The 22,769-nt window shown below is 39.4% G+C and carries 23 protein-coding genes and 1 pseudogene; 10 read left to right on the top strand and 14 right to left on the bottom strand.

Going from position 1 to position 22,769, the window contains the following annotated elements; all coding sequences use genetic code 11:
• Positions 1 to 92 precede the first annotated feature (92 nt).
• The 6 genes from ACLV7Q_RS04285 to mutY form a co-directional block, all read right to left on the bottom strand.
• Entirely contained in the window at positions 93 to 347 is a 255-nt protein-coding gene (locus ACLV7Q_RS04285) for a type II toxin-antitoxin system RelE family toxin (RefSeq protein WP_001809704.1), read from the bottom strand.
• Position 348: 1 nt separating this feature from the next.
• Positions 349 to 591, bottom strand: coding sequence for a type II toxin-antitoxin system RelB family antitoxin (relB, locus tag ACLV7Q_RS04280; RefSeq protein WP_050223090.1), 243 nt, complete (start codon positions 589 to 591; stop codon positions 349 to 351).
• A gap of 90 nt (positions 592 to 681) precedes the next feature.
• Entirely contained in the window at positions 682 to 1,491 is an 810-nt protein-coding gene (locus ACLV7Q_RS04275) for an MBL fold metallo-hydrolase (RefSeq protein ID WP_054384038.1), read from the bottom strand.
• A gap of 1 nt (position 1,492) precedes the next feature.
• Positions 1,493 to 2,842 carry a cell wall metabolism sensor histidine kinase VicK gene (gene vicK, locus ACLV7Q_RS04270; protein WP_176139155.1) on the bottom strand — a complete coding sequence of 450 codons (1,350 nt, stop codon included), beginning with the start codon at positions 2,840 to 2,842 and terminating at the stop codon, positions 1,493 to 1,495.
• Entirely contained in the window at positions 2,835 to 3,539 is a 705-nt protein-coding gene (gene yycF / locus ACLV7Q_RS04265) for a response regulator YycF (protein ID WP_050259789.1), read from the bottom strand. Before yycF ends, vicK begins: the two co-directional genes overlap by 8 nt.
• Positions 3,540 to 3,594: 55 nt before the next feature.
• The gene (gene mutY, locus ACLV7Q_RS04260) at positions 3,595 to 4,770 is read right to left on the bottom strand and encodes an A/G-specific adenine glycosylase (protein WP_218757738.1); all 1,176 of its coding nucleotides are present in this window, start codon (positions 4,768 to 4,770) and stop codon (positions 3,595 to 3,597) included.
• Between the two features lie 85 nt (positions 4,771 to 4,855).
• Here mutY and ACLV7Q_RS04255 point away from each other — a divergent pair, with 85 nt between their 5' ends.
• Positions 4,856 to 5,008, top strand: coding sequence for a hypothetical protein (locus ACLV7Q_RS04255; protein ID WP_218757737.1), 153 nt, complete (start codon positions 4,856 to 4,858; stop codon positions 5,006 to 5,008).
• 121 nt (positions 5,009 to 5,129) lie between these two features.
• Here the strand turns inward: ACLV7Q_RS04255 and ACLV7Q_RS04250 are convergent, their stop codons facing one another.
• Positions 5,130 to 6,800 (bottom strand): formate--tetrahydrofolate ligase, encoded by a 1,671-nt coding sequence (locus ACLV7Q_RS04250; protein WP_218757736.1) that lies wholly within the window; start codon positions 6,798 to 6,800, stop codon positions 5,130 to 5,132.
• 232 nt (positions 6,801 to 7,032) lie between these two features.
• On the opposite strand from ACLV7Q_RS04250, the gene coaB reads away from it, so the two are divergent.
• From coaB to ACLV7Q_RS04220, 6 genes are all read left to right on the top strand, one after another.
• Entirely contained in the window at positions 7,033 to 7,722 is a 690-nt protein-coding gene (gene coaB, locus ACLV7Q_RS04245; protein ID WP_218757735.1) for a phosphopantothenate--cysteine ligase, read from the top strand.
• 11 nt (positions 7,723 to 7,733) lie between these two features.
• Positions 7,734 to 8,285: a phosphopantothenoylcysteine decarboxylase gene (coaC, locus tag ACLV7Q_RS04240; protein WP_218757734.1), complete on the top strand. Its 552-nt coding sequence runs from the start codon at positions 7,734 to 7,736 to the stop codon at positions 8,283 to 8,285.
• The gene (locus tag ACLV7Q_RS04235) at positions 8,269 to 8,832 is read left to right on the top strand and encodes an ECF transporter S component (protein ID WP_000747412.1); all 564 of its coding nucleotides are present in this window, start codon (positions 8,269 to 8,271) and stop codon (positions 8,830 to 8,832) included. The genes coaC and ACLV7Q_RS04235 overlap by 17 nt, the downstream gene beginning before the upstream one ends.
• A gap of 189 nt (positions 8,833 to 9,021) precedes the next feature.
• Positions 9,022 to 9,486 (top strand): IS200/IS605 family transposase, encoded by a 465-nt coding sequence (tnpA, locus tag ACLV7Q_RS04230; protein ID WP_173253905.1) that lies wholly within the window; start codon positions 9,022 to 9,024, stop codon positions 9,484 to 9,486.
• A gap of 280 nt (positions 9,487 to 9,766) precedes the next feature.
• On the top strand, positions 9,767 to 10,294 hold the full coding sequence (locus ACLV7Q_RS04225) for an ECF transporter S component (RefSeq protein ID WP_218757733.1): 528 nt from the start codon (positions 9,767 to 9,769) through the stop codon (positions 10,292 to 10,294).
• A gap of 11 nt (positions 10,295 to 10,305) precedes the next feature.
• Positions 10,306 to 10,821: a transcription repressor NadR gene (locus ACLV7Q_RS04220; protein ID WP_000159180.1), complete on the top strand. Its 516-nt coding sequence runs from the start codon at positions 10,306 to 10,308 to the stop codon at positions 10,819 to 10,821.
• Here ACLV7Q_RS04220 and ACLV7Q_RS04215 read toward each other — a convergent pair.
• The 6 genes and pseudogenes from ACLV7Q_RS04215 to ACLV7Q_RS04190 all read right to left on the bottom strand — a co-directional run.
• Positions 10,818 to 10,970, bottom strand: a pseudogene (locus tag ACLV7Q_RS04215) (NUDIX hydrolase); the annotation flags it as partial. The gene ACLV7Q_RS04220 and the pseudogene ACLV7Q_RS04215 sit on opposite strands and share 4 nt — an antisense overlap.
• A gap of 117 nt (positions 10,971 to 11,087) precedes the next feature.
• Complete coding sequence (locus ACLV7Q_RS04210) at positions 11,088 to 11,855, bottom strand: class I SAM-dependent methyltransferase (protein ID WP_218757732.1); 768 nt, start codon at positions 11,853 to 11,855, stop codon at positions 11,088 to 11,090.
• Positions 11,856 to 12,048: 193 nt separating this feature from the next.
• Positions 12,049 to 12,516 (bottom strand): 8-oxo-dGTP diphosphatase, encoded by a 468-nt coding sequence (locus ACLV7Q_RS04205; protein WP_218757731.1) that lies wholly within the window; start codon positions 12,514 to 12,516, stop codon positions 12,049 to 12,051.
• A gap of 423 nt (positions 12,517 to 12,939) precedes the next feature.
• On the bottom strand, positions 12,940 to 13,632 hold the full coding sequence (locus tag ACLV7Q_RS04200) for a hypothetical protein (RefSeq protein ID WP_218757730.1): 693 nt from the start codon (positions 13,630 to 13,632) through the stop codon (positions 12,940 to 12,942).
• A 65-nt stretch (positions 13,633 to 13,697) separates the two neighbouring features.
• Positions 13,698 to 15,686 (bottom strand): excinuclease ABC subunit UvrB, encoded by a 1,989-nt coding sequence (uvrB, locus tag ACLV7Q_RS04195; protein WP_218757729.1) that lies wholly within the window; start codon positions 15,684 to 15,686, stop codon positions 13,698 to 13,700.
• 76 nt (positions 15,687 to 15,762) lie between these two features.
• A complete protein-coding gene (locus ACLV7Q_RS04190; RefSeq protein WP_218757728.1) occupies positions 15,763 to 16,716 on the bottom strand; it encodes a CPBP family intramembrane glutamic endopeptidase in 954 nt (317 codons plus the stop codon).
• Positions 16,717 to 16,888: 172 nt separating this feature from the next.
• Here ACLV7Q_RS04190 and ACLV7Q_RS04185 point away from each other — a divergent pair, with 172 nt between their 5' ends.
• From ACLV7Q_RS04185 to zwf, 3 genes are all read left to right on the top strand, one after another.
• Positions 16,889 to 19,054, top strand: a complete 2,166-nt coding sequence (locus ACLV7Q_RS04185; protein ID WP_218757727.1) for an ABC transporter substrate-binding protein/permease — start codon at positions 16,889 to 16,891, stop codon at positions 19,052 to 19,054.
• On the top strand, positions 19,054 to 19,794 hold the full coding sequence (locus tag ACLV7Q_RS04180; RefSeq protein WP_001096327.1) for an amino acid ABC transporter ATP-binding protein: 741 nt from the start codon (positions 19,054 to 19,056) through the stop codon (positions 19,792 to 19,794). Before ACLV7Q_RS04185 ends, ACLV7Q_RS04180 begins: the two co-directional genes overlap by 1 nt.
• Before the next feature lie 150 nt (positions 19,795 to 19,944).
• The gene (gene zwf / locus ACLV7Q_RS04175) at positions 19,945 to 21,432 is read left to right on the top strand and encodes a glucose-6-phosphate dehydrogenase (protein WP_218757726.1); all 1,488 of its coding nucleotides are present in this window, start codon (positions 19,945 to 19,947) and stop codon (positions 21,430 to 21,432) included.
• A gap of 46 nt (positions 21,433 to 21,478) precedes the next feature.
• On the opposite strand, the gene ftsY is transcribed toward zwf, so the two are convergent.
• On the bottom strand, positions 21,479 to 22,768 hold the full coding sequence (ftsY, locus tag ACLV7Q_RS04170; RefSeq protein WP_218757725.1) for a signal recognition particle-docking protein FtsY: 1,290 nt from the start codon (positions 22,766 to 22,768) through the stop codon (positions 21,479 to 21,481).
• Position 22,769: the final 1 nt, after the last annotated feature.

Below are 22,769 nucleotides of genomic sequence, written 5' to 3'. Positions count from 1 at the left end.
CGTACTCAAGTACAGCCTGCGGCTAGCTTCCTAGTTTGCTCTTTGATTTTCATTGAGTATAAAGAATGAAAATTTACTTGGAAAAAAGTAATTCAATAAATATCTCTCCGATGACCAACTTCTAGAGTAGCAACGACTAATTCATCATCTACAATTTGTACGATAACTCGATAATTGCCAATTCTATAGCGCCATTGACCAACGCGATTACCAACCAAAGCCTTTCCGTGTCGTCTTGGGTCTTCCAAAACATTGGTTTGTAAATAGTTTGTAATTAGCTTCTGCGTATAACGGTCCAATTTTTTCAATTGCTTGATGAAACGTCTTGTTGGAACTAATTTATACAAATTATTCATCCTCCAAGCCTAAATCGTGCATCATTTCTTCCCAAGTAATGGGTTCAACTCCTTTTTCCAAGTCTTCTAAATACTCTTGATAGGCTAAATCTGCCACACGAGCATCGTATTCGTCTTCTAGAGCTTCGAGAGTTTTGGTGCGGATCAGTTCCGACAGGGAAACTCCTTCAAACTTAGCCATTGCTTTCATAAATGTTTTATCAGCTTCAGAAACTTTTAATGTAATAGTAGCCATCTTTTGTACTCCCTTTTTTAACGGTAACACTATTGTATTACTTTTTAGGTGTTCAGTCAATATAAAAAGAACACCTTCTCAGCGTTCTTTCTATATATCTGTCAATGGTGTTGCGGTATCTGGTGAGGTATCATAAACCTTAAAGTCTACTCCAACTCCCAGATCAGCTTGTGCTAGCTGGTTGACCATGGTCATGTGAGCCAGCTCCTTGATATTGTTCTCTTTAGACAAATGTCCTAGGTAGATTTTCTTAGTGCGATTTCCTAAGGTGCGAATCATAGCTTCAGCACCGTCCTCATTAGAAAGATGACCGAGATCCGATAGGATTCGTTGTTTGAGCCGCCAAGCATAAGATCCTGCTCGCAAAATCTCTACATCATGGTTGGACTCGATAAGATATCCATCCGCATTTTCGACAATTCCCGCCATACGGTCACTAACATAACCTGTATCTGTCAAAAGGACAAAACTTTTATCATCTTTCATAAAGCGATAGAACTGCGGTGCGACTGCATCATGACTTACACCAAAACTCTCGATGTCAATATCTCCAAAGGTTTTGGTTTTGCCCATCTCAAAGATATGCTTTTGCGAAGAATCCACCTTGCCAAGATATTTACTATTTTCCATAGCTTGCCAGGTCTTTTCATTGGCATAAAGATCCATACCATACTTGCGAGCCAAAACGCCCACTCCATGGATATGGTCTGAATGCTCATGCGTAATCAAGATGGCGTCCAAGTCTTCTGGCTTGCGATTTATTTCAGCAAGTAGGCTGGTGATTTTCTTACCAGATAAGCCCGCATCCACTAAAAGCTTCTTTTTCGGGGTTTCCAGATAAAAGGAATTTCCACTGGAACCCGACGCTAAAATACTGTATTTAAAGCCTATTTCACTCATTCTAGTCTTCTACTTCATCCTCCCATACTTCTTCTTTCACTGCATCCTTATCATAAGGGAGCACAATGGTAAAGGTTGATCCCTTACCGTATTCACTCTTGGCCCAAATAAAGCCCTTATGTTGTTTGATAATTTCCTTGGCAATAGACAGTCCCAAACCTGTACCACCTTGTGCACGACTTCTAGCACGATCCACACGATAAAAACGGTCAAAGATACGTGGTAAATCCTGCTTAGGAATGCCTAAACCATGGTCTGAGATGGATAAAATCATCTGGTCTTCAGTTGTCTTCATTCTGACAGTGATTTTACCCCCATCTGGCGAATACTTAATGGCATTATTTAAAATATTGTCGACAACCTGCGTCATCTTATCTGTATCAATTTCCATCCAGATAGAATTGATAGGATAATCTCTCACCAACTCATATTTTTTCTCCTTTTCCTGTCCTTTCATCTTGTCAAAACGATTGAGGATAAAGGTAATAAAGGCAGTGAAGTTAATCAGTTCCACATCCAAGTGACTGGTGGCGTTATCAATCCGTGAAAGATGAAGGAGGTCGGTCACCATGCGCATCATACGGTTGGTTTCATCAAGAGAAACCTTGATAAAGTCTGGTGCTACAGTTTCACACAAAGCTCCCTCATCCAAGGCTTCAAGATAAGATTTCACACTGGTTAAAGGAGTCCGTAACTCATGACTAACGTTGGAAACAAAGAGTCTCCGTTCGCGCTCTTCCTTCTCCTGCTCCGTCGTATCATGCAAAACAGCCACCAAACCTGAAATAAAGCCAGACTCTCGACGAATCAAGGCAAAGCGAACTCGAAGGCTCAGATATTCGCCATTGACGTCTTGGGAATCTAGCAACAATTCTGGACTTTGGGTAATCAAATCACGCAATTCATAGTCTTCTTCTATCTTGAGCAATTCCAAAATGCTTCTATTCAGAACATCTTCTTTAACCAGCCCCAGTTGCTTCTTGGCTGTATCGTTAATCATGATAATCTGACCCCGACGATTGGTCGCAAGAACCCCATCCGTCATATAAAACAGGATACTATTTAGTCTCTTACTCTCTTGTTCTAGATTTTCCTGAGTGAGACGAATAACCTCCGACAAGTCATTCAAATTATTGGTAATATTGGTGATTTCAGACCCACCTTGCATATCAAGAACCTTGGAATAATCTCCTGCAATCAAATCTTTAACCTTTTGATTGATTTGCTTCAACCGAATATTATCACGTCTATTCTCCAGTAATAGGAGGGTCACAACAAGGATGAAACCTAACAAAATCAGGATAAAGATAAAATCTCTGGTAAAAATGGTTTGTTTCAGTAAATCAAGCATTATTTCTCATGTAATACCCTACACCACGGCGCGTCAAGATATACTCTGGTCGGCTGGGCGTATCTTCAATCTTCTCACGCAGACGTCGTACAGTCACATCAACCGTACGGACATCACCAAAATAGTCATAACCCCAGACAGTCTCAAGCAAGTGTTCGCGCGTGATGACTTGACCTGTATGCGATGCCAAATGATACAAAAGCTCAAACTCACGATGGGTTAAGTCTAGTTCTTCGCCATATTTTTTAGCCACGTAGGCGTCTGGAACAATTTCTAAATCCCCAATTTGGATAGGCTGAGGTTTGCTATCTGCTTCCTGCCCATCTACTGGCATAGGTTGAGAACGACGCAGCAAAGCTTTAACACGCGCCTGCAACTCACGATTGGAGAAAGGTTTGGTTACATAGTCATCAGCCCCAAGCTCCAAACCGATGACCTTATCAAATTCACTGTCTTTAGCCGACAACATGATAATAGGTACACTACTTGTCTTGCGAATGGTCTTGGCAACTTCTAAACCATCAATTTCTGGAAGCATCAAATCCAAAATAATAATATCTGGCTGCTCTGCTTCAAATTGCTCTAGCGCTTCACGACCGTTAAAAGCAGTTACAACTTCGTAACCTTCCTTGGTCATATTAAACTTGATAATATCCGAGATTGGTTTCTCATCATCTACAATTAGTATTTTTTTCATTTGTTCACCTTTTTCTCTACTATTATACCAAAAAAATAGCAAGAAGACACAATAGCTAGTCTTTGCTACTGTCTAAGTTGGCTTTTGCATAAGCCTGCCAGATTTTTTGTTGGGGTTTGGCAAGTGGGACATCCTTGAACTCTTCTGGTGAAAGCCAGCGAACTTCTCTATCTGAAAAATCATGAAAGTCACTCACCTGACCTGCTACAATCTGTACATGCCACTTTCGATGGCTAAAGACATGCTTGATAGTCTCAAAATAAGTATCAAACCAATCAACATCTAGATCATAGTCCTGCTGGAAACTCTCCTCTGGACTGGGGCCAAAGTTGACACTTTCTTCTGCAACCTGATGAAAGAGGTCAAACTGCTCTTCTTGCGGAAACTCATCAACTTCTATCAAGGGAAAATGCCAAAATCCTGCTAATAACTTTTCACTTTCATTTTTTTCAAGTAAAAATTGTCCCTGAGCATTTTTCACAACTAGGGCTTTTAGATAAATGGGAACTGGCTTTTTCTTTGGAGCCTTGATTGGATAACGGTCCATGGTTCCATTCTGATATGCCGCACTAAAGTCCTTCACTGGACTCTCTTCTGGCCTAGGGTTTACAGGAGCCTCAATATCTGAGCCTAAGTCCATCAAAGCTTGGTTAAAGTCGCCAGGACGATCCGGATCAATCAAGATTTCCATCATTGCCTGAAAAATTTTGCGATTACTTGGAATGCCAATATCATGGTTGACTTCGAACAGACGGGCCAAAACACGCATAACATTACCATCTACAGCTGGCTCAGGCAAGTTAAAAGCAATACTGGAAATGGCTCCTGCAGTGTAAGGACCAATTCCTTTCAAACTGGAAATTCCTTCATAGGTATTTGGAAATTGACCACCAAAGTCAGCCATAATCTGCTGGGCCGCAGTCTGCATATTGCGTACTCGAGAATAATATCCCAGTCCCTCCCAAGCCTTCAACAAACCTTCTTCAGAGGCAGTTGCCAAACTTTCCACTGTTGGAAACCAGTCCAAGAATCGTTCATAGTAAGGGATAACCGTATCCACCCTGGTCTGCTGGAGCATAATTTCAGACACCCAGATATGATAAGGATTTTTACTTCTACGCCACGGTAAATCTCTTTTGTTTTCATCATACCAAGTGAGGAGTTTCTGACGAAAAGAAACAATCTTCTCCTCCGGCCACATGACGATACCGTATTCTTTCAAATCTAACATATCTCTAGTATAACACAGAAGACTCTAACTGTCCTTTTCCTAGTATTAAAAAGCCTCTTCCCAAGGGAAAGAGGACTGATACTCAATGAAAATCAAAGAGAAAACTAGGAAGCTATCCGCAGGTTGCTCAAAACACTGTTTTGAGGTTGTGGATAGAACTGTCGAAGTCAGCTCAAAACACCGTTTTGAGGTTGCAGATAGAACTGACGAAGTCAGTAACATCTATACGGCAAGGTGAAGCTGACGTAGTTTGAAGAGATTTTCGAAGAGTATAATTCTTATTGACAAACTGCTTGCAGTCTGAGAAAAAATGAGCTTGGATAGTATTTCCAAACTCATTTAAAGTCAAGTACAATATACTAGAACAAGCCTAGGACTGTTCCATCGCTTTCAACATCCATGTTGAGGGCTGCTGGTCGTTTTGGAAGTCCTGGCATGGTCATGACATCGCCAGTTAGAGCAACGATAAAGCCTGCACCTAATTTTGGTACCAATTCACGAATGGTAATTTCAAAGTTTTCAGGTGCTCCAAGTGCATTTGGATTGTCTGAGAAACTATATTGAGTTTTAGCCATACAGATTGGCAATTTGTCCCAACCGTTTTGAACGATTTGAGCGATTTGTGTTTGAGCTTTCTTCTCAAAGTTCACTTTGCTACCGCGGTAGATTTCAGTAACAATCGTTTCAATCTTTTCTTGAACAGAAAGGTCATTGTCATACAAACGTTTATAGTTAGCTGGGTTTTCAGAGATAGTTTTGACAACTGTTTCGGCAAGTGCTACTCCACCTTCTGCACCATCAGCCCAGACACTAGCCAATTCAACTGGTACATCGATTGAGGCACAAAGTTCTTTCAAGGCTGCAATTTCAGCTTCTGTATCAGATACAAATTCATTGATAGCAACAACTGCTGGAATACCGAACTTACGGATGTTCTCAACGTGGCGTTTCAAGTTGGCAAAACCGGCACGAACTGCCTCCACATTTTCCTCTGTAAGAGCATCCTTAGCCACGCCACCATTCATCTTAAGGGCACGAAGGGTTGCAACAATGACAACTGCATCTGGAGAAGTTGGCAAGTTTGGTGTCTTGATATCAAGGAATTTCTCGGCACCAAGGTCTGCACCAAAACCAGCTTCAGTAACTGTGTAATCAGCCAAGTGAAGGGCTGTGCTTGTTGCCAAGACAGAGTTACATCCGTGAGCAATATTGGCAAATGGACCACCATGTACAAAGGCAGGTGTACCGTAAATTGTCTGCACCAAGTTTGGCTTAATAGCATCCTTCAAGATCAATGCTAAGGCACCTTCAACCTGCAGATCACCAACAGAAACAGGGGTACGGTCATAGCGATAACCGATAACTATATTAGCCAAACGGCGTTTCAAGTCCTCGATGTCCGTAGCCAAGCAAAGAATCGCCATGATTTCTGAAGCGACGGTAATGTCAAAGCCATCCTCACGTGGAATTCCATTTAGAGGGCCACCAAGTCCAACGGTCACATGACGAAGGGCACGGTCGTTCAAGTCCACCACACGTTTCCAGAGGATACGACGTTGGTCAATTCCCAACTCATTCCCTTGATGTAAGTGGTTGTCAATCAAGGCAGAAAGAGCATTGTTGGCAGTCGTAATGGCATGCATGTCTCCAGTAAAGTGAAGGTTGATGTCTTCCATTGGTAGAACTTGAGCATAACCACCGCCAGCAGCACCACCCTTGATCCCCATGACTGGACCAAGAGACGGTTCGCGGATAGCAATCATGGTTTTCTTGCCAATCTTGTTCAGGGCATCCGCAAGACCAATGGTAATGGTTGATTTTCCTTCACCTGCAGGTGTTGGGTTGATGGCAGTAACCAGAATCAATTTCCCAACTGGATTGCTCTCAACTGTACGAATTTTATCAAAACTAAGCTTAGCCTTGTACTTTCCATACAATTCCAAATCGTCGTAAGAAATTCCAAGCTTCTCTACAACATCAATAATGGGCTTCAACTCAATACTCTGTGCGATTTCAATATCTGTTTTCATTCAAAACTCCTCTAACCTCTTATATGATAATTCATTATAACACAAAACAAGATTTTTAACATCCTTAAACTCTCTAAACGTTCGTAATTATTCCTATTTTTAAGGTTTTTAAAGTCCTTTCTTAAATTTTATATGGCTTTATAGTTTGAAACTATAGTAGATTCTTTTTATTTTCTATATATATTCAAGCGCTTTCTTTTGCTTATTATTTTTTTTTTGGTACAATAGTGCTATGAAAATTTTAGTTACATCAGGCGGTACCAGTGAAGCTATTGATAGCGTCCGCTCTATCACTAACCATTCTACAGGTCGCTTGGGGAAAATCATCACAGAAACCTTGCTTGCTGCAGGGCATGAAGTTTGTTTAATTACGACAAAACGAGCTCTGAAGCCAGAAGCTCACCCTAATCTAAGCATTCTAGAAATTAACAATACCAAGGACCTTCTACTGGAGATGCAAGAACGGGTTGCAGATTATCAGGTTTTGATTCACTCAATGGCGGTGTCCGACTACACTCCTGTTTATATGACAGGGCTTGAGGAAGTTCAGGCTAGCTCCAATCTAGAAGAGTTTTTAAGCAAGCAAAATCATCAGGCTAAGATTTCTTCAACTGATGAGGTTCAGGTCTTATTCCTGAAAAAAACACCCAAGATCATCTCTCTAGTCAAGGAATGGAATCCTGCTATTCATCTGATTGGTTTTAAACTACTAGTTGATGTCTCTGAAAATCATCTAATTGACACTGCTAGAAACAGTCTTATCAATAACCAAGCAGACTTAATCATTGCAAATGACCAGACTCAAATTTCAACAGACAAGCATCGTGCTATCTTTGTTGAGAAAGATCAACTTCAATCAGTTAATACCAAGGAAGAAATTGCAGAACTCCTCCTTGAAAAAATTCAAGTCTACCATTCTTAGAAAGGAAAGATATGGCACATATTCTCTTGGCTGTAACAGGGTCAATCGCCTCTTACAAGTCGGCAGATTTAGTCAGTTCTCTAAAAAAACAAGGTCATCAAGTCACGGTTTTAATGACTCAGGCCGCTACAGAGTTTATCCAACCTTTGACACTACAGGTACTCTCACAGAGTCCTGTCCACTTGGATGTCATGAAGGAACCCTATCCTGAACAGGTTAATCATATCGAACTTGGAAAAAAGGTGGATGTATTCATCGTTGCCCCTGCAACTGCTAACACTATCGCAAAACTAGCCCTTGGCTTTGCGGACAACATGGTAACCAGTACAGCTCTAGCCCTGCCAAGTCATATTCCCAAACTCATCGCACCAGCTATGAATACAAAAATGTATGACCATCCAGCAACTCAGGCTAATCTGAAAACATTAGAAACCTACGGCTATCAGCTGATTGCTCCTAAGGAATCCCTACTAGCTTGTGGAGACCACGGACGAGGAGCCTTAGCTGACCTCACAATTATTTTAGAAAGAATAAAGGAAACTCTCGATGAAAAAACGCTCTAATATTGCACCCATTGCTATCTTTTTTGCAACCATGCTCGTGATACACTTTCTGAGCTCACTTATCTTTAACCTTTTTCCATTTCCAATCAAACCGACCATCGTTCATATTCCTGTCATTATTGCCAGCATTATCTACGGACCACGAGTTGGAGTTACACTTGGATTTTTGATGGGGCTACTTAGTTTGACGGTTAATACAATTACAATTCTACCGACAAGTTACCTCTTCTCCCCATTTGTACCAAACGGAAACATCTACTCAGCTATCATTGCCATCGTCCCACGTATTTTGATTGGTTTAACTCCTTATCTAGTCTATAAACTGATGAAAAACAAGACTGGTCTGATTTTAGCTGGAGCCCTTGGTTCACTTACCAACACAGTCTTTGTACTTGGTGGAATTTTCTACCTTTTTGGAAATGTTTTTGATGGTAATATCCAAAAACTCCTAGCAACTGTTATCTCAACAAATTCGATTGCCGAATTAGTCATTTCCGCAGTTCTAACCTTAGCCATTGTTCCAAGACTACAAACTTTGAAGAAATAAAAACAATCTCCACTTTCAAACTTGAATGTGGAGATTTTGTTATGTGACTATTAGTCCGTCTCGCTCCGTTAGGTGCGAGACAAAAAAACCACCCGCTATGCGGGTGCGCGTCGAAGGTTATACCAAAAAAACTCCGAACGCGATACAATAAAGGTGTTCAAGCCAATTGTAAAGCGAAAGGAGAAAAATATGGCACAAAAGGCTCATAGTTTATCGCACACAAAGTGGCATTGTAAGTATCACATTGTGTTCACCCCTAAGTATAGACGAAAAGTTATCTATAATCAATATCGAAGTAGTTTAGGCGAAATATTTCATCGCTTGTGTAGTTATAAAGGAGTTGAAATTATCGAGGGTCACTTAATGCCAGACCATGTACACATGTTAGTAAGTATTCCACCAAGGATAAGTGTTTCGAGTTTCATGGGTTATTTAAAAGGAAAAAGTGCACTCATGATGTTTGACAAACACGCCAATCTCAAGTACAAGTTTGGGAATCGGCATTTTTGGGCGGAAGGTTATTATGTGAGTACGGTGGGACTCAATGAAGCCACAATTAAGAAATATATTCAAGAACAGGAAAAGCATGATATAACACTAGATAAATTGAGTGTAAAAGAATATGAGGATCCCTTTAGGGATAGTGGTAAGTAATATTAAAGCCTCTTTAAGAGGCAAGTGACGAGTCAAGAGCAATAAGGCTTGAACAAAGTGAAAGCCAGCGTCTTTAGGCGCTGGCTGGTAATTTGGGCTTATAGCCCTGGGACAAACCACCCGTTTGACGGGTGGTTATGATTTGATGTAGTTTGTGTTTTTAGTGAAATGTTTACGAGTCTTTAATTAAAAAAATGACTTATAAACCCAAGTAAATCCTTGATTTATTGTCTTGTTTATTGTACTATACTAGTGTATATACAGTTAAAAGGAGATTCTTATGAATACACGGAAAAAGACACAATTTATGACAATGACTGCCCTCTTAACGGCTATTGCGATTTTGATTCCAATTGTTATGCCTTTTAAGATTGTCATTCCACCTGCTTCCTATACTTTAGGAAGCCACATCGCTATTTTTATAGCCATGTTCTTGTCGCCCTTGATGGCAGTTTTTGTCATCCTAGCCTCTAGTTTTGGATTTTTGATGGCTGGCTATCCCATGGTTATCGTTTTTAGGGCTTTTTCCCATATCTTTTTTGGGACTTTGGGAGCTCTTTACCTACAAAAATTCCCCGATACCCTAGATAAACCAAAAGCTTCCTGGGTTTTCAACTTTGTTTTGGCTGTCGTTCATGCCCTTGCTGAAGTATTGGCCTGTGTCGTTTTTTACGCCACTTCTGGTACTAATGTAGAAAATATGTTTTATGTTCTCTTTGTGCTAGTTGGATTTGGCACAATTATCCATAGTATGGTAGACTATACATTAGCACTAGCTGTCTATAAAGTGCTTCGAAAACGCCGTTAAAAGGAAAAACTATGACAAAAGATCGCAAACAAGCCCTCCTCCAACTCTTGAAAGAAGCTCCTAAAGCACTTAATGGCCAAAGTTTGGCGGAGCATTTTCATGTAACACGTCAGGTCATTGTACAGGACATTGCAATTTTAAGAGCCGATGGCGCTCCTATCCTATCCACTAATCGTGGCTACATCTATAAGCAAATTGATACCAATCCTTATGTCCATAAACTTTTCAAAGTGAAACATGAAGTTGAAGAAATCAGTCAGGAACTCCTTGCTATCGTTGATAATGGTGGACGTGTTCAAAACACCTTGATTGACCATCCCGTCTATGGAGAAATTGAAACCTTGCTGAAACTGTCTTGTCGCCGAGATGTGCAACATTTTCTAGAACAAGTCGAGCATTCTGACTTCAGACCTCTGTCTGAATTGACAGATGGTATCCATTACCACCTAGTCGAAGCCGAAACACAACAAGACCTCCACTATATCGAGGAGGCCTTGGATCAGCTCGGTTATTTAGTAAAAGACTAGAAAATTTTCTTTTCCCAGCCATCTTCTGTATGGCGAGGGTAGAAAAATTCAGATTTGTCAGGAGCTTCCATCATCTCCATCAAAGGTAGCATATCATAGGCCAGATCCAAGTTTGGAATCTGGTCTTTTTGTATCCAAGAAACTTCTCCAAATCCAAAAGATTGAGACTTTTATATAGAATCAGCTATAGCATGCCTAAAGACTATCCGCTTGATTTTATATTGAAAAGCTACTCCTTAATTTTTCACAATTTCGTTCCCTTAATTTTACTTTCGAGCAATAAACATACCATATTCTTTAGGAATAATTAACTTACCATTATGAAAATGTACTTCCAATCTTTTACGAATGACTTTTTCTTCTAGCGAACCTATTTCTGAAATTCCTTTAAAGGATTGGATGTATTTAACTAGATCATCTATGCTAGTTACCTGTAACTCATCATCATAGAGTAATGTATCGACAGAGTTAAAATACCTACTCAGGTACCTTTTTCCATTTTGTAAAGTAAAAGTTTTATTTTCCAAATCTTGATTAACCTCATCTTTAAATAAACTTGCCAAATAATCTACAACTCCATTTTCACCAAATGTAGCACAGTAAAAAATTCCGCCTGTTTTTAAGACTCTATTCACCTCAGAGAGCGCTTTAGGAATATCATTTACATGATGTAGAAGCATATTAGCAATAACAATATCAAACGTTTCATCCTCAAAAGAAATCTTTTGAATATCCATTATTTCATAGTTAACATTGTCTCTATTTCCAATCACTGACTTCGTTGATTTTACCATATCTTTAGAAAAATCTGTAATAACCAACTGCTTCATTTTATCTATAGAATTACTATTACTTTTCCACAGTTCTCCGGTACCACATCCCAATTCTAGAACCTTTACTTCATCAGTGATTTGGTAGTTAGAAAATATCCAATTATTAAATCCCAATTTATTTTTTGAATACTTCTTATGCAATTCTACTCGAATATCAAGATTATCATGACTTTTATATTGTTCAATTACTTTATCATCCATTTTCTGGTACTTCCTTTCATATTTTAAGATTATACCATAAAATAAAACAATCTCCGATTTCAAAATTGAAGATGGAGATTGTTCAAGATATAGATAGGAAATTTAGCAATATTCAGTTGACTTACATCGCCATACTTAGCCTATATTTCAGTACCGTACTTTAAAAGATAACACCTATCAACTAATCATAGAACTAAAAAATTTCTTTCTCCCAATCGTCTTCTGTACGGCGAGGGTAGAAAAATTCAGATTTGTCCGGAGCTTCCATCATCTCCATCAAAGGTAGCATATCATAGGCCAGATCCAAATTTTGAATCTGGTCTTTTTGCACCCAAGAAACTTCTCCTTCATCTGAAGAGCGAAGGGTACCAGAGAACTCAGTCGCCTTATAACAAACGACAATATAGCGCCCACCTGTATCTAGTGGCCAATTTTTAATGCCAACAAGTTGAGGATTTTGGATAGTCAACCCTGTTTCTTCATATATTTCACGAATGACAGACTCTGCGAAAGACTCGCCATTTTCTACATGGCCTCCTGGAAAGGCATAACCAGACCAACGATTGGTTTCAGGAGCGCGATACTGCATCACCACGCGCTGGGTTTCGAGGTCTTCAATCAGACAAATGTTTGTTAAAATCGTTAATTGGGAACGGGACATAAATTTACTCACTTTCTAAGATTTAATTTTCTATCATATTTTTACTTTAAATTTCATAACCAGAGGATTGATATTCATGAATGTCATGGGTCAAGAATCCTCTAAAAGCCTGAAAAAGTCTGATAACGCCTTTGGAAGATTCTTGTTTTTAAAAATAATCCATAGATTAATAAACAAAGTTAAGCAAAGTCAAAATAATCAGATATTCCATAAAACAGTGTCAAGTTTAAACCAAACAGACCTAGAATAATTTGGATAAGTACAAATGTAAGATCAATAGTTCTTAACATAGTCTGATGTTTCACTACAATTGGTTCTTTTTTTCAATATGTTTTACTATTAGTAATCTTAACACCTGTCAGATATAAATTAACCAGATTAGTAATAATTAAAGATAATATTGTAATATTAAAGAAATAACATTTATTTATCTTTAAAACTTTCCTCATCATTTCTAAACTCTACTGAACCGAATTGAGTAATATCAATCTTCTTTACAAAAGGAAATACTGCAAATATAGAACTAGTTAACAAAAAAGCTAAATCAATCCATGTTAGTTCAATTTTTAAACACTTAAACAATCCCCATATTATAAATATAGTAAACGCTAGAATTGGGCTTATGTAATTCAAACTATTAAAAGCTTCTTTTAAACTTTTTCTTTGTTCTTGCTTCTGTCTCTCTTTTTCATAAATTGCAGTTGCAGAGTTTCGTGCTAATAATTCTTCATAAGATGGTAAATCTACTTCTTTGAAAATAAATTGAGATTTTTGCTCATCATCCACTACTTGAAATAGTCTATTGATCGTAAAAATCGCTTGATCCTCATTACTCTTTAAAACATAATAAACTGGTACATCCATACCATTAGTCTGAAGAAGTTGTTTAATTCTACTATTAAATCCAGACAATTGTTGTCTGGAAAACGAGTCTACTCTACCTATTTTTAATTCAAAAATTGCGATAATTTCTTTTGTATTATAATCTATAATTGCAAAATCGGTTACAAAATTTCCAAGTCTATACTCTTGTAACACTGTTTCTTCTGAATATTTTTCTAATAATTTTTTCTTAAATTCTTTTTCAAAAGTTACTATAGTAGTTTTATTAATCATTATATCTCATTTCTTAAATTTTATTTCTAAACATACTTAATTATATACAAATAATTATAATTTCCCTAATCCAACGCCTTGACTTCCAACATCATATCACGAATCTGAGCTGCTAGTTCAAAGTCAAGTACTTCAACTGCTTCTTGCATTTGTTTTTCTAGTTTCTTGACGAGTTCTTTGCGCTCTTGTTTGTTGAGGCTATTGATGTCGACTTCCTTGTCCTCTTCCTTAGCAACTGCCTTGGTCACGGCAATCAGGTCACGGATTTCTTTCTTGATTGTCTGTGGTACGATACCATGCTCTTCATTATAGGCCATCTGAATTTTCCGACGGCGGGCAGTTTCATCGATAGCACGTTGCATAGACTGGGTAACCGTGTCTGCATACATGATGACATGGCCTTCACTGTTACGAGCAGCACGTCCAATAGTCTGGATGAGTCCACGTTCGTTGCGAAGGAAACCTTCCTTGTCAGCATCGAGAATGGCTACGAGGCTCACTTCAGGAACGTCAATTCCTTCACGGAGCAGGTTGATTCCGACCAAGACATCAAAGACACCCAAGCGCAGGTCACGGATAATCTCTGTCCGCTCCAAGGTCTTGATGTCCGAGTGCATGTACTTGACCTTGATGCCCATTTCTTTAAAGTAGTCGGTCAAGTCTTCTGCCATTTTCTTGGTCAAGGTTGTGATAAAGGTTCGTTCATTCTTTTCAACACGGGCATTGATTTCACCTAAGAGGTCATCAATCTGTCCCATTGTCGGACGGACTTCTACCTCTGGATCCAATAGTCCTGTTGGACGAATGATTTGCTCAATCACTGTCTCGGTTTGTTCATTTTCATAGTCACCAGGTGTCGCTGAAACATAAACAATCTGATGCACATGACTTTCAAACTCTTCACGACGGAGAGGACGATTGTCCAGAGCAGACGGCAAACGGAAACCATAATTAACCAGCATTTCCTTACGCGAGCGGTCTCCGTTGTACATGCCCTTGATTTGTCCCATAGTCATGTGACTCTCGTCAATCATAATCAAGAAATCATCTGGAAAGAAATCAAGAAGTGTGTAAGGAGGCTCTCCTTCACTCCGTCCATCCATGTGACGTGAATAGTTCTCAACCCCGTTGGTATAGCCCATCTCCCGCAGCATCTCAATATCATACTCTGTCCGCTGTTTCAACCGTTGCGCTTCAAGCAGTTTACCTTCCTTCTCAAAGACAGCTAACTGCTCTTCCAATTCGGTCTGAATCTTTTCAATGGCAACTTCCATGTAGTCTTCATTGGTCACAAAGTGAGTGGCTGGGAAAATCGCTAAATGATCCACTTCTCCTAAGACCTGTCCTGTCAGAGCCTCAACCTCACGAATACGGTCAATTTCGTCTCCAAAAAATTCTACTCGAAAAGCGTGCTCATCACGAGAGGCTGGGAAAATCTCTACCACATCCCCACGCACACGAAATCTTCCCCGTTGGAAATCAATATCGTTTCGCTCAAACTGGATGTCAACTAAGTCATTCAAGAGTTTATCACGAGAAATCTCTAGACCAGGACGGAGACTAACGACACTGTCAGCGTATTCCTTGGGCGAACCCAAACCATAGATACAAGAGACTGAGGCCACGACAATAACATCATTACGCTCCAAAAGGGCCGAAGTAGCGGAGTGGCGAAGCTTATCAATCTCGTCATTGACAGAACTATCCTTCTCAATATAGGTATCGCTAGAAGGGACATAGGCCTCTGGCTGGTAATAATCATAGTAGGATACGAAGTACTCAACTGCATTTTCAGGGAAAAATTCCTTAAATTCTCCATAGAGCTGTCCTGCTAACGTTTTATTGTGGGCAATGACCAGAGTGGGTTTATTGACTTTGGAAATGACCTGACTCATGGTATAGGTCTTCCCTGTTCCAGTCGCCCCCATCAGAATCTGAGCTTTTTCTCCCCCCTCGATATTATCAACCAACTGCTCGATAGCTTGGGGTTGATCTCCTGAAGGTTGATATTTTGATACTAGTTTAAATTGATTTTCTGTAATGCGGTTAATCATAAGAATCCTCTCTCCATGTGCTATTCCTATTTTAGCATACTTATAGCATTTTCACGAAGAAAAGGACGGACCGAAGTCACATCCTTTCATTATCTTTCTTTAATTGATAAGCGAGATAAAGAATCAGCACAAACAAAATAATACTGGACACGATGGAACCCTCAATACCAAAAGACCCACCAGAAAGCCAGTCTTGATTGCCTTGTGGAGTAAATTTCATGATTGAGGTTCCTGAAGACTGACCACTAACCAATACTCCAAAGAGGTTTCCCTGTGCGAAATTCCAAGCTCCATGAATACCACCTATACCCCATATAGTATCTGTTTTAAGAAGATATAGGGACATGGCAACTCCGAATAAAAAGAGATCAATTGCAGATAAGAAAGTTATGCCTGGATTTCCTAAATGAAGTAAGGTAAAGAGACTACTAGATATGATAATAGCGACTTTAAGATTGGTTCTCTTAGCCAATTGTGGAATCAACCAAGCACGAGTAACCAATTCTTCTGCCGTTCCTTGTAAAATCCAAAAAGGGATTGTAAATAAAGTAAAAGCTAGCGAATAAGTATCCAAGTGAATGGAGTCAAATTGATACTGCCCCAACACTACTAGTCCAGCCAAAGTAAGTATAAAGAGGGATAGACCAAGACCGTATCCTTTAAATAAGGCACTTAAAAAATTTTCTTTATAAAATCCCAAGGTTCGAATCGGTCTTTTCTCAACTTTTCTAGTCCATCTAAACACAGTTAAGATGATAAAAGCAAAGGACAGTAATTCAAATATCAAATGGATGTCACTTGATTTATCAGATAAATTCTGAAATAACATTTGAAGGAAATCTGCAATTCTTTGACCACCCATACCAAGATTGCTAAATAGCCCGATCAATGCTAAAAAACTAAGGCCAAAAAATAGAGAAGATATGAACTCAGATATATAGACGAAAAATAGAGCTAACAAGGGGCTTGTGTAAATGTTTAAACTCATTTTAGAAGTTTCAAAGTCTTTTAAGATTCTTTTGTCTTTCATAACTTTATCCTCTTTTACTATATGATATACCTTTATTATAGCACTTCGGTTGTGTGATTCAAGACAAAACAAGAATTATGGATGTCACATTTTCTGACACAAAAATATAAAAATTTGCCTTTTTTTACTTTTTCTGATATAATGGGAAAATATTCGGAAAAGGAGACTAAAAATGAAGAAAAAATTTCTAGCATTTTTGCTAATTTTATTCCCAATTTTCTCATTAGGTATTGCCAAAGCTGAAACGATTAAGATTGTTTCTGATACCGCCTATGCACCTTTTGAGTTTAAAGATTCAGATCAAACTTATAAAGGAATTGATGTTGACATTATTAACAAAGTCGCAGAGATTAAAGGATGGAATATTCAGATGTCCTATCCTGGATTTGATGCAGCGGTCAATGCGGTTCAAGCTGGGCAAGCTGATGCCATCATGGCAGGGATGACAAAGACGAAAGAACGTGAAAAAGTCTTCACCATGTCTGATACTTACTATGATACAAAAGTTGTCATTGCAACTACAAAGGCACACAAGATTAGTAAATATGACCAATTAACTGGCAAAACCGTTGGTGTTAAAAACGGAACTGCTGCTCAACGTTTTCTTGAAACAATCAAAGATAAATACGGCTTTACTATTAAAACATTTGACACTAGTGATTTGATGAACAACAGCTTGAGTGCTGGTGCCATTGATGCTATGATGGATGACAAACCTGTTATCGAGTATGCTATTAACCAAGGTCAAGACCTTCATATTGAAATGGATGGGGAAGCTGTAGGGAGTTTTGCTTTCGGTGTTAAAAAAGGAAGCAAATACGAGCACCTGGTTACTGAATTTAACCAAGCCTTGGCTGAAATGAAAAAAGATGGTAGTCTTGATAAAATCATCAAGAAATGGACTGCTTCATCATCTTCAGCAGTTCCAACTACAACTACTCTAGCGGGCTTAAAAGCTATTCCTGTTAAAGCTAAATACATCATTGCCAGCGATTCTTCTTTTGCACCTTTTGTTTTCCAAAATTCAAGCAACCAATACACTGGTATTGATATGGAATTGATTAAGGCCATCGCTAAAGACCAAGGTTTTGAAATTGAAATCACCAACCCTGGTTTTGATGCCGCTATCAGTGCTGTTCAAGCTGGTCAAGCAGATGGTATCATTGCTGGTATGTCTGTCACAGATGCTCGTAAGGCAACTTTTGACTTCTCAGAATCCTACTACACTGCCAATACTATCCTTGGTGTCAAAGAATCAAGTACCATTGCTTCTTATGAAGATTTGAAAGGGAAGACAGTTGGTGTTAAAAACGGAACTGCTTCTCAAACCTTCCTAACAGAAAATCAAAGCAAGTACGGCTACAAAATCAAAACCTTCGCTGATGGTTCGTCAATGTATGACAGTTTAAACACTGGTGCCATTGATGCCGTTATGGATGATGAGCCTGTCCTCAAATATTCTATCAGCCAAGGGCAAAAATTGAAAACACCAATCGCTGGAACTCCAATCGGTGAAACAGCCTTTGCTGTTAAAAAAGGAGCAAATCCAGAATTGATTGAGATGTTCAACAACGGACTTGCAAACCTTAAAGCAAACGGAGAATTCCAAAAGATTCTTGATAAATACCTAGCTAGCGAATCTTCAACTGCTTCAACAAGCACTGTTGATGAGACAACTATCTGGGGCTTGCTTCAAAACAACTACAAACAACTCCTTAGCGGGCTTGGTATCACTCTTGCTCTAGCTCTTATCTCATTTGCTATTGCCATTGTTATCGGGATTATCTTTGGTATGTTTAGTGTCAGCCCATACAAATCTCTTCGTGTGATCTCTGAGATTTTCGTTGACGTTATCCGTGGTATTCCATTGATGATTCTTGCAGCCTTCATCTTCTGGGGTATTCCAAACTTCATCGAGTCTATCACAGGCCAACAAAGTCCAATTAACGACTTTGTAGCTGGTACTATTGCCCTATCTCTCAATGCAGCCGCTTATATCGCTGAGATCGTTCGTGGTGGTATTCAGGCCGTTCCAATTGGACAAATGGAAGCCAGCCGAAGCTTGGGTATCTCTTATGGAAAAACCATGCGTAAGATTATCTTGCCACAAGCAACTAAATTGATGTTGCCAAACTTTGTTAACCAATTCGTTATCGCTCTTAAAGATACAACTATCGTATCTGCTATCGGTTTGGTTGAACTCTTCCAAACTGGTAAGATTATCATCGCCCGTAACTACCAAAGTTTCAAGATGTATGCAATCCTTGCTATCTTCTATCTTGTAATTATCACGCTTTTGACTAAACTAGCGAAACGCTTAGAAAAGAGGATTCGTTAATGGCAAAATTAAAAATTGATGTAAATGATTTACACAAAAGCTACGGAAAAAATGAAGTTTTAAAAGGAATTACGACCAAGTTCTATGAAGGAGATGTTGTTTGTATCATCGGTCCTTCAGGTTCTGGTAAGTCAACTTTCCTTCGTAGCCTAAATCTTTTAGAAGAAGTTACGAGCGGTCACATCACTGTGAACGGTTATGACTTAACTGAAAAAACAACCAACGTTGACCACGTCCGTGAAAATATCGGAATGGTGTTCCAACACTTCAACCTCTTCCCACACATGTCCGTTTTGGACAACATCACCTTTGCTCCTATTGAGCACAAGTTGATGACTAAGGAAGAAGCTGAAAAATTGGGAATGGAGTTGCTTGACAAGGTTGGGCTAGCAGATAAGGCTAAGGCATGTCCAGATAGCCTGTCAGGTGGTCAAAAACAACGTGTAGCCATCGCTCGTGGACTTGCAATGAATCCAGACATCATGCTCTTTGATGAACCAACTTCTGCCCTTGATCCTGAAATGGTCGGAGACGTACTAAACGTTATGAAGGAATTGGCTAAACAAGGCATGACCATGATTATCGTAACCCATGAGATGGGATTTGCCCGTCAGGTTGCCAACCGTGTTATCTTTACTGCAGATGGTGAGTTCCTAGAAGATGGAACACCTGATCAAATCTTTGATAACCCTCAACACCCACGTCTGAAAGATTTCTTGGACAAGGTCTTAAACGTCTAAACGCAAACTGTAAGGATTTCCTTGCAGTTTTTTTCTATCTCGTATTGGAATTTTTGATTTTTCGGAAAATTATGTTAGAATTAAGTTTATGAAATGAGGTTTCCTCATACCTAGCAAGACTAGGAATAAAAATAGAAATTAGGTAGCTAGATGTCATCTAAGGTTATTGTTACAATTTTCGGTGCGAGTGGAGACCTGGCTAAACGCAAGCTCTACCCTTCCCTATTTAGACTATATAAATCCGGCAATCTTTCCAAACATTTTGCCGTCATTGGAACTGCCCGTCGTCCTTGGAGCAAGGAATATTTTGAATCTGTTGTCGTCGAATCGATCCTTGATTTGGCAGATAGTACCGAACAGGCTCAAGAATTCGCTAGCCACTTCTACTATCAAAGTCATGATGTCAACGATACAGAACACTACATTGCTTTGCGTCAATTGCAGGCTGAACTAAATGACAAGTACCAAGCTGAACACAACAAGCTCTTCTTCTTGTCTATGGCGCCTCAGTTCTTTGGAACTATAGCAAAACACCTCAAGTCTGAAAACATTGTTGACGGTAAAGGTTTTGAACGCTTAATCGTTGAGAAACCATTTGGTACAGATTACGCAACTGCAAGCAAGTTAAATGACGAACTCCTAGCAACATTTGACGAAGAACAAATTTTCCGTATCGACCATTATCTTGGTAAGGAAATGATTCAAAGTATCTTTGCAGTTCGCTTTGCAAACCTGATTTTTGAAAATGTTTGGAACAAGAATTTTATCGACAATGTTCAAATTACCTTTGCGGAGCGCTTAGGCGTAGAAGAACGTGGTGGCTATTATGATGAATCAGGTGCCCTCCGCGACATGGTACAAAACCACACTCTACAACTCCTTTCTCTCCTTGCTATGGACAAGCCAGCAAGCTTCACAAAAGATGAGATCCGTTCTGAAAAGATTAAGGTCTTTAAAAACCTCTATCATCCAACTGATGAAGAACTTAAAGAACACTTTATCCGTGGTCAATATCGTTCTGGTAAGATTGATGGCATGAAATACATCTCTTATCGTAGCGAGCCAAATGTGAATCCAGAATCTACAACTGAAACCTTTGCATCTGGTGCCTTCTTTGTAAACAGCGATCGATTCCGTGGTGTTCCATTCTTCTTCCGTACTGGTAAACGACTGACTGAAAAAGGAACTCATGTCAACATCGTCTTTAAACAAATGGATTCTATCTTTGGTGAACCACTTGCTCCAAATATTTTGACCATCTATATCCAACCAACAGAAGGTTTCTCTCTTAGCCTAAATGGGAAACAAGTAGGAGAAGAATTCAACCTGGCTCCTAACTCACTTGATTACCGTACAGATGCGACCGCAACTGGTGCTTCTCCAGAACCATACGAGAAATTGATTTATGATGTCCTAAATAACAACTCAACTAACTTTAGCCACTGGGATGAAGTTGGTGCGTCATGGAAATTGATTGACCGTATCGAAGAGCTCTGGGCTGAAAATGGTGCCCCACTTCATGACTATAAAGCTGGAAGTATGGGACCTCAAGCCAGCTTTGACTTACTTGAAAAATTTGGTGCCAAATGGACTTGGCAACCAGATATCGCCTATCGTCAAGATGGTCGTTTAGAATAAAAAAAATTTCCTGCAAGTTTATGCCTTGCAGGATTTTTGTTTCTGATTAGATCAGGCCTTCTAAGAGACTCTTCATAAAGTTTTCTGAGTTAAACTCTCCAATATCATCGATTTTTTCACCAAATCCAATCAATTTTACAGGAATATTGAGTTCTTCTCGGATGGCTAGAACTACACCACCTCGAGCAGTTCCATCAATCTTAGTCAAGACAATTCCTGTTAAAGGAGTGATTTTTGAAAATTCTTTGGCCTGTACCAGGGCATTTTGACCTGTTGATGCATCAAGTGCCAAGAAGGTTTCATGTGGTGCTTCTGGGACAACACGTTTGATGATACGACCAATCTTTTCCAACTCAGCCATGAGGTTGTCCTTGTTTTGCAGACGACCAGCGGTATCAATCATAAGAATATCAATACCTTCAGCCACGGCACGTTCCATGCCATCAAAGACCACACTAGCTGGATCAGCTTTTTCAGGTCCAGTCACAACTGGAACGTCAACACGACGGCCCCATTCAGCAAGCTGTGCAACTGCACCTGCACGGAAAGTATCTGCCGCAACTAACATAACCTTCTTACCTGCTTGTTTGTAGCGGTGAGCTAGTTTCCCGATAGAAGTTGTTTTCCCAACACCATTTACACCAACAAAGAGCATGACTGTCAAGCCATCTTGGAAGTGGATACTTTCATCATAGTTTCCATCCTTTTCATAAAGCTCAACCAATTTCTCAATGATGACACGACGAAGTGCGTCAGGTTTCTTGGCGTTTTCAAGCTTGGCTTCGTAGCGTAGCTCCTCTGTTAAGCTAGAAGCAACCTGGACACCAACGTCACTCATGATCAGCAGTTCTTCCAGTTCTTCGAAGAATTCTTCATCGACAGAACGGAAGGTGGCAAAGAAGGCATTCAAGCGAGCTCCGAAGCCTGTACGAGTTTTCTTAAGACTGCGGTCATATTTTTCCTGAACAGTTTCTTCTGCTTGAGGAGCTTCTGGTTCAAGCACTTCAGAACTATTTTCTTCTACAGTCTCTAGGAGCTCAGAATTCTCTTCCTCTGTGACTTCTTGTGAGTTTGGAAATTCTTCTATTTCTTCTTGAGAAACCTCTGCAACTGGCTCTGAATCATAATTTTCTTCAACAGTTTTTTGGATTTCCTGTTCTTGGAGCAAAGCTTGTTCAATAATTTCAACCTCTGCTTCTTCTTGAGAAACTTCATCAGCTTCTGTAAGGGCAGTCTCAGTATCTTCAGACAAATCAAGATTTTCCAGAGCTTCTTTTACAATTTCTTCGATTTTAGGTTCTTCTTTTTTCCCGAATAGACGATCAAACAATCCCATA

The sequence above is a fragment of the Streptococcus mitis genome (genome assembly GCF_965111725.1).
Taxonomy (GTDB): Bacteria; Bacillota; Bacilli; order Lactobacillales; family Streptococcaceae; genus Streptococcus; species Streptococcus mitis_DV.
This window is presented reverse-complemented; position numbering and strand designations above follow the sequence as displayed.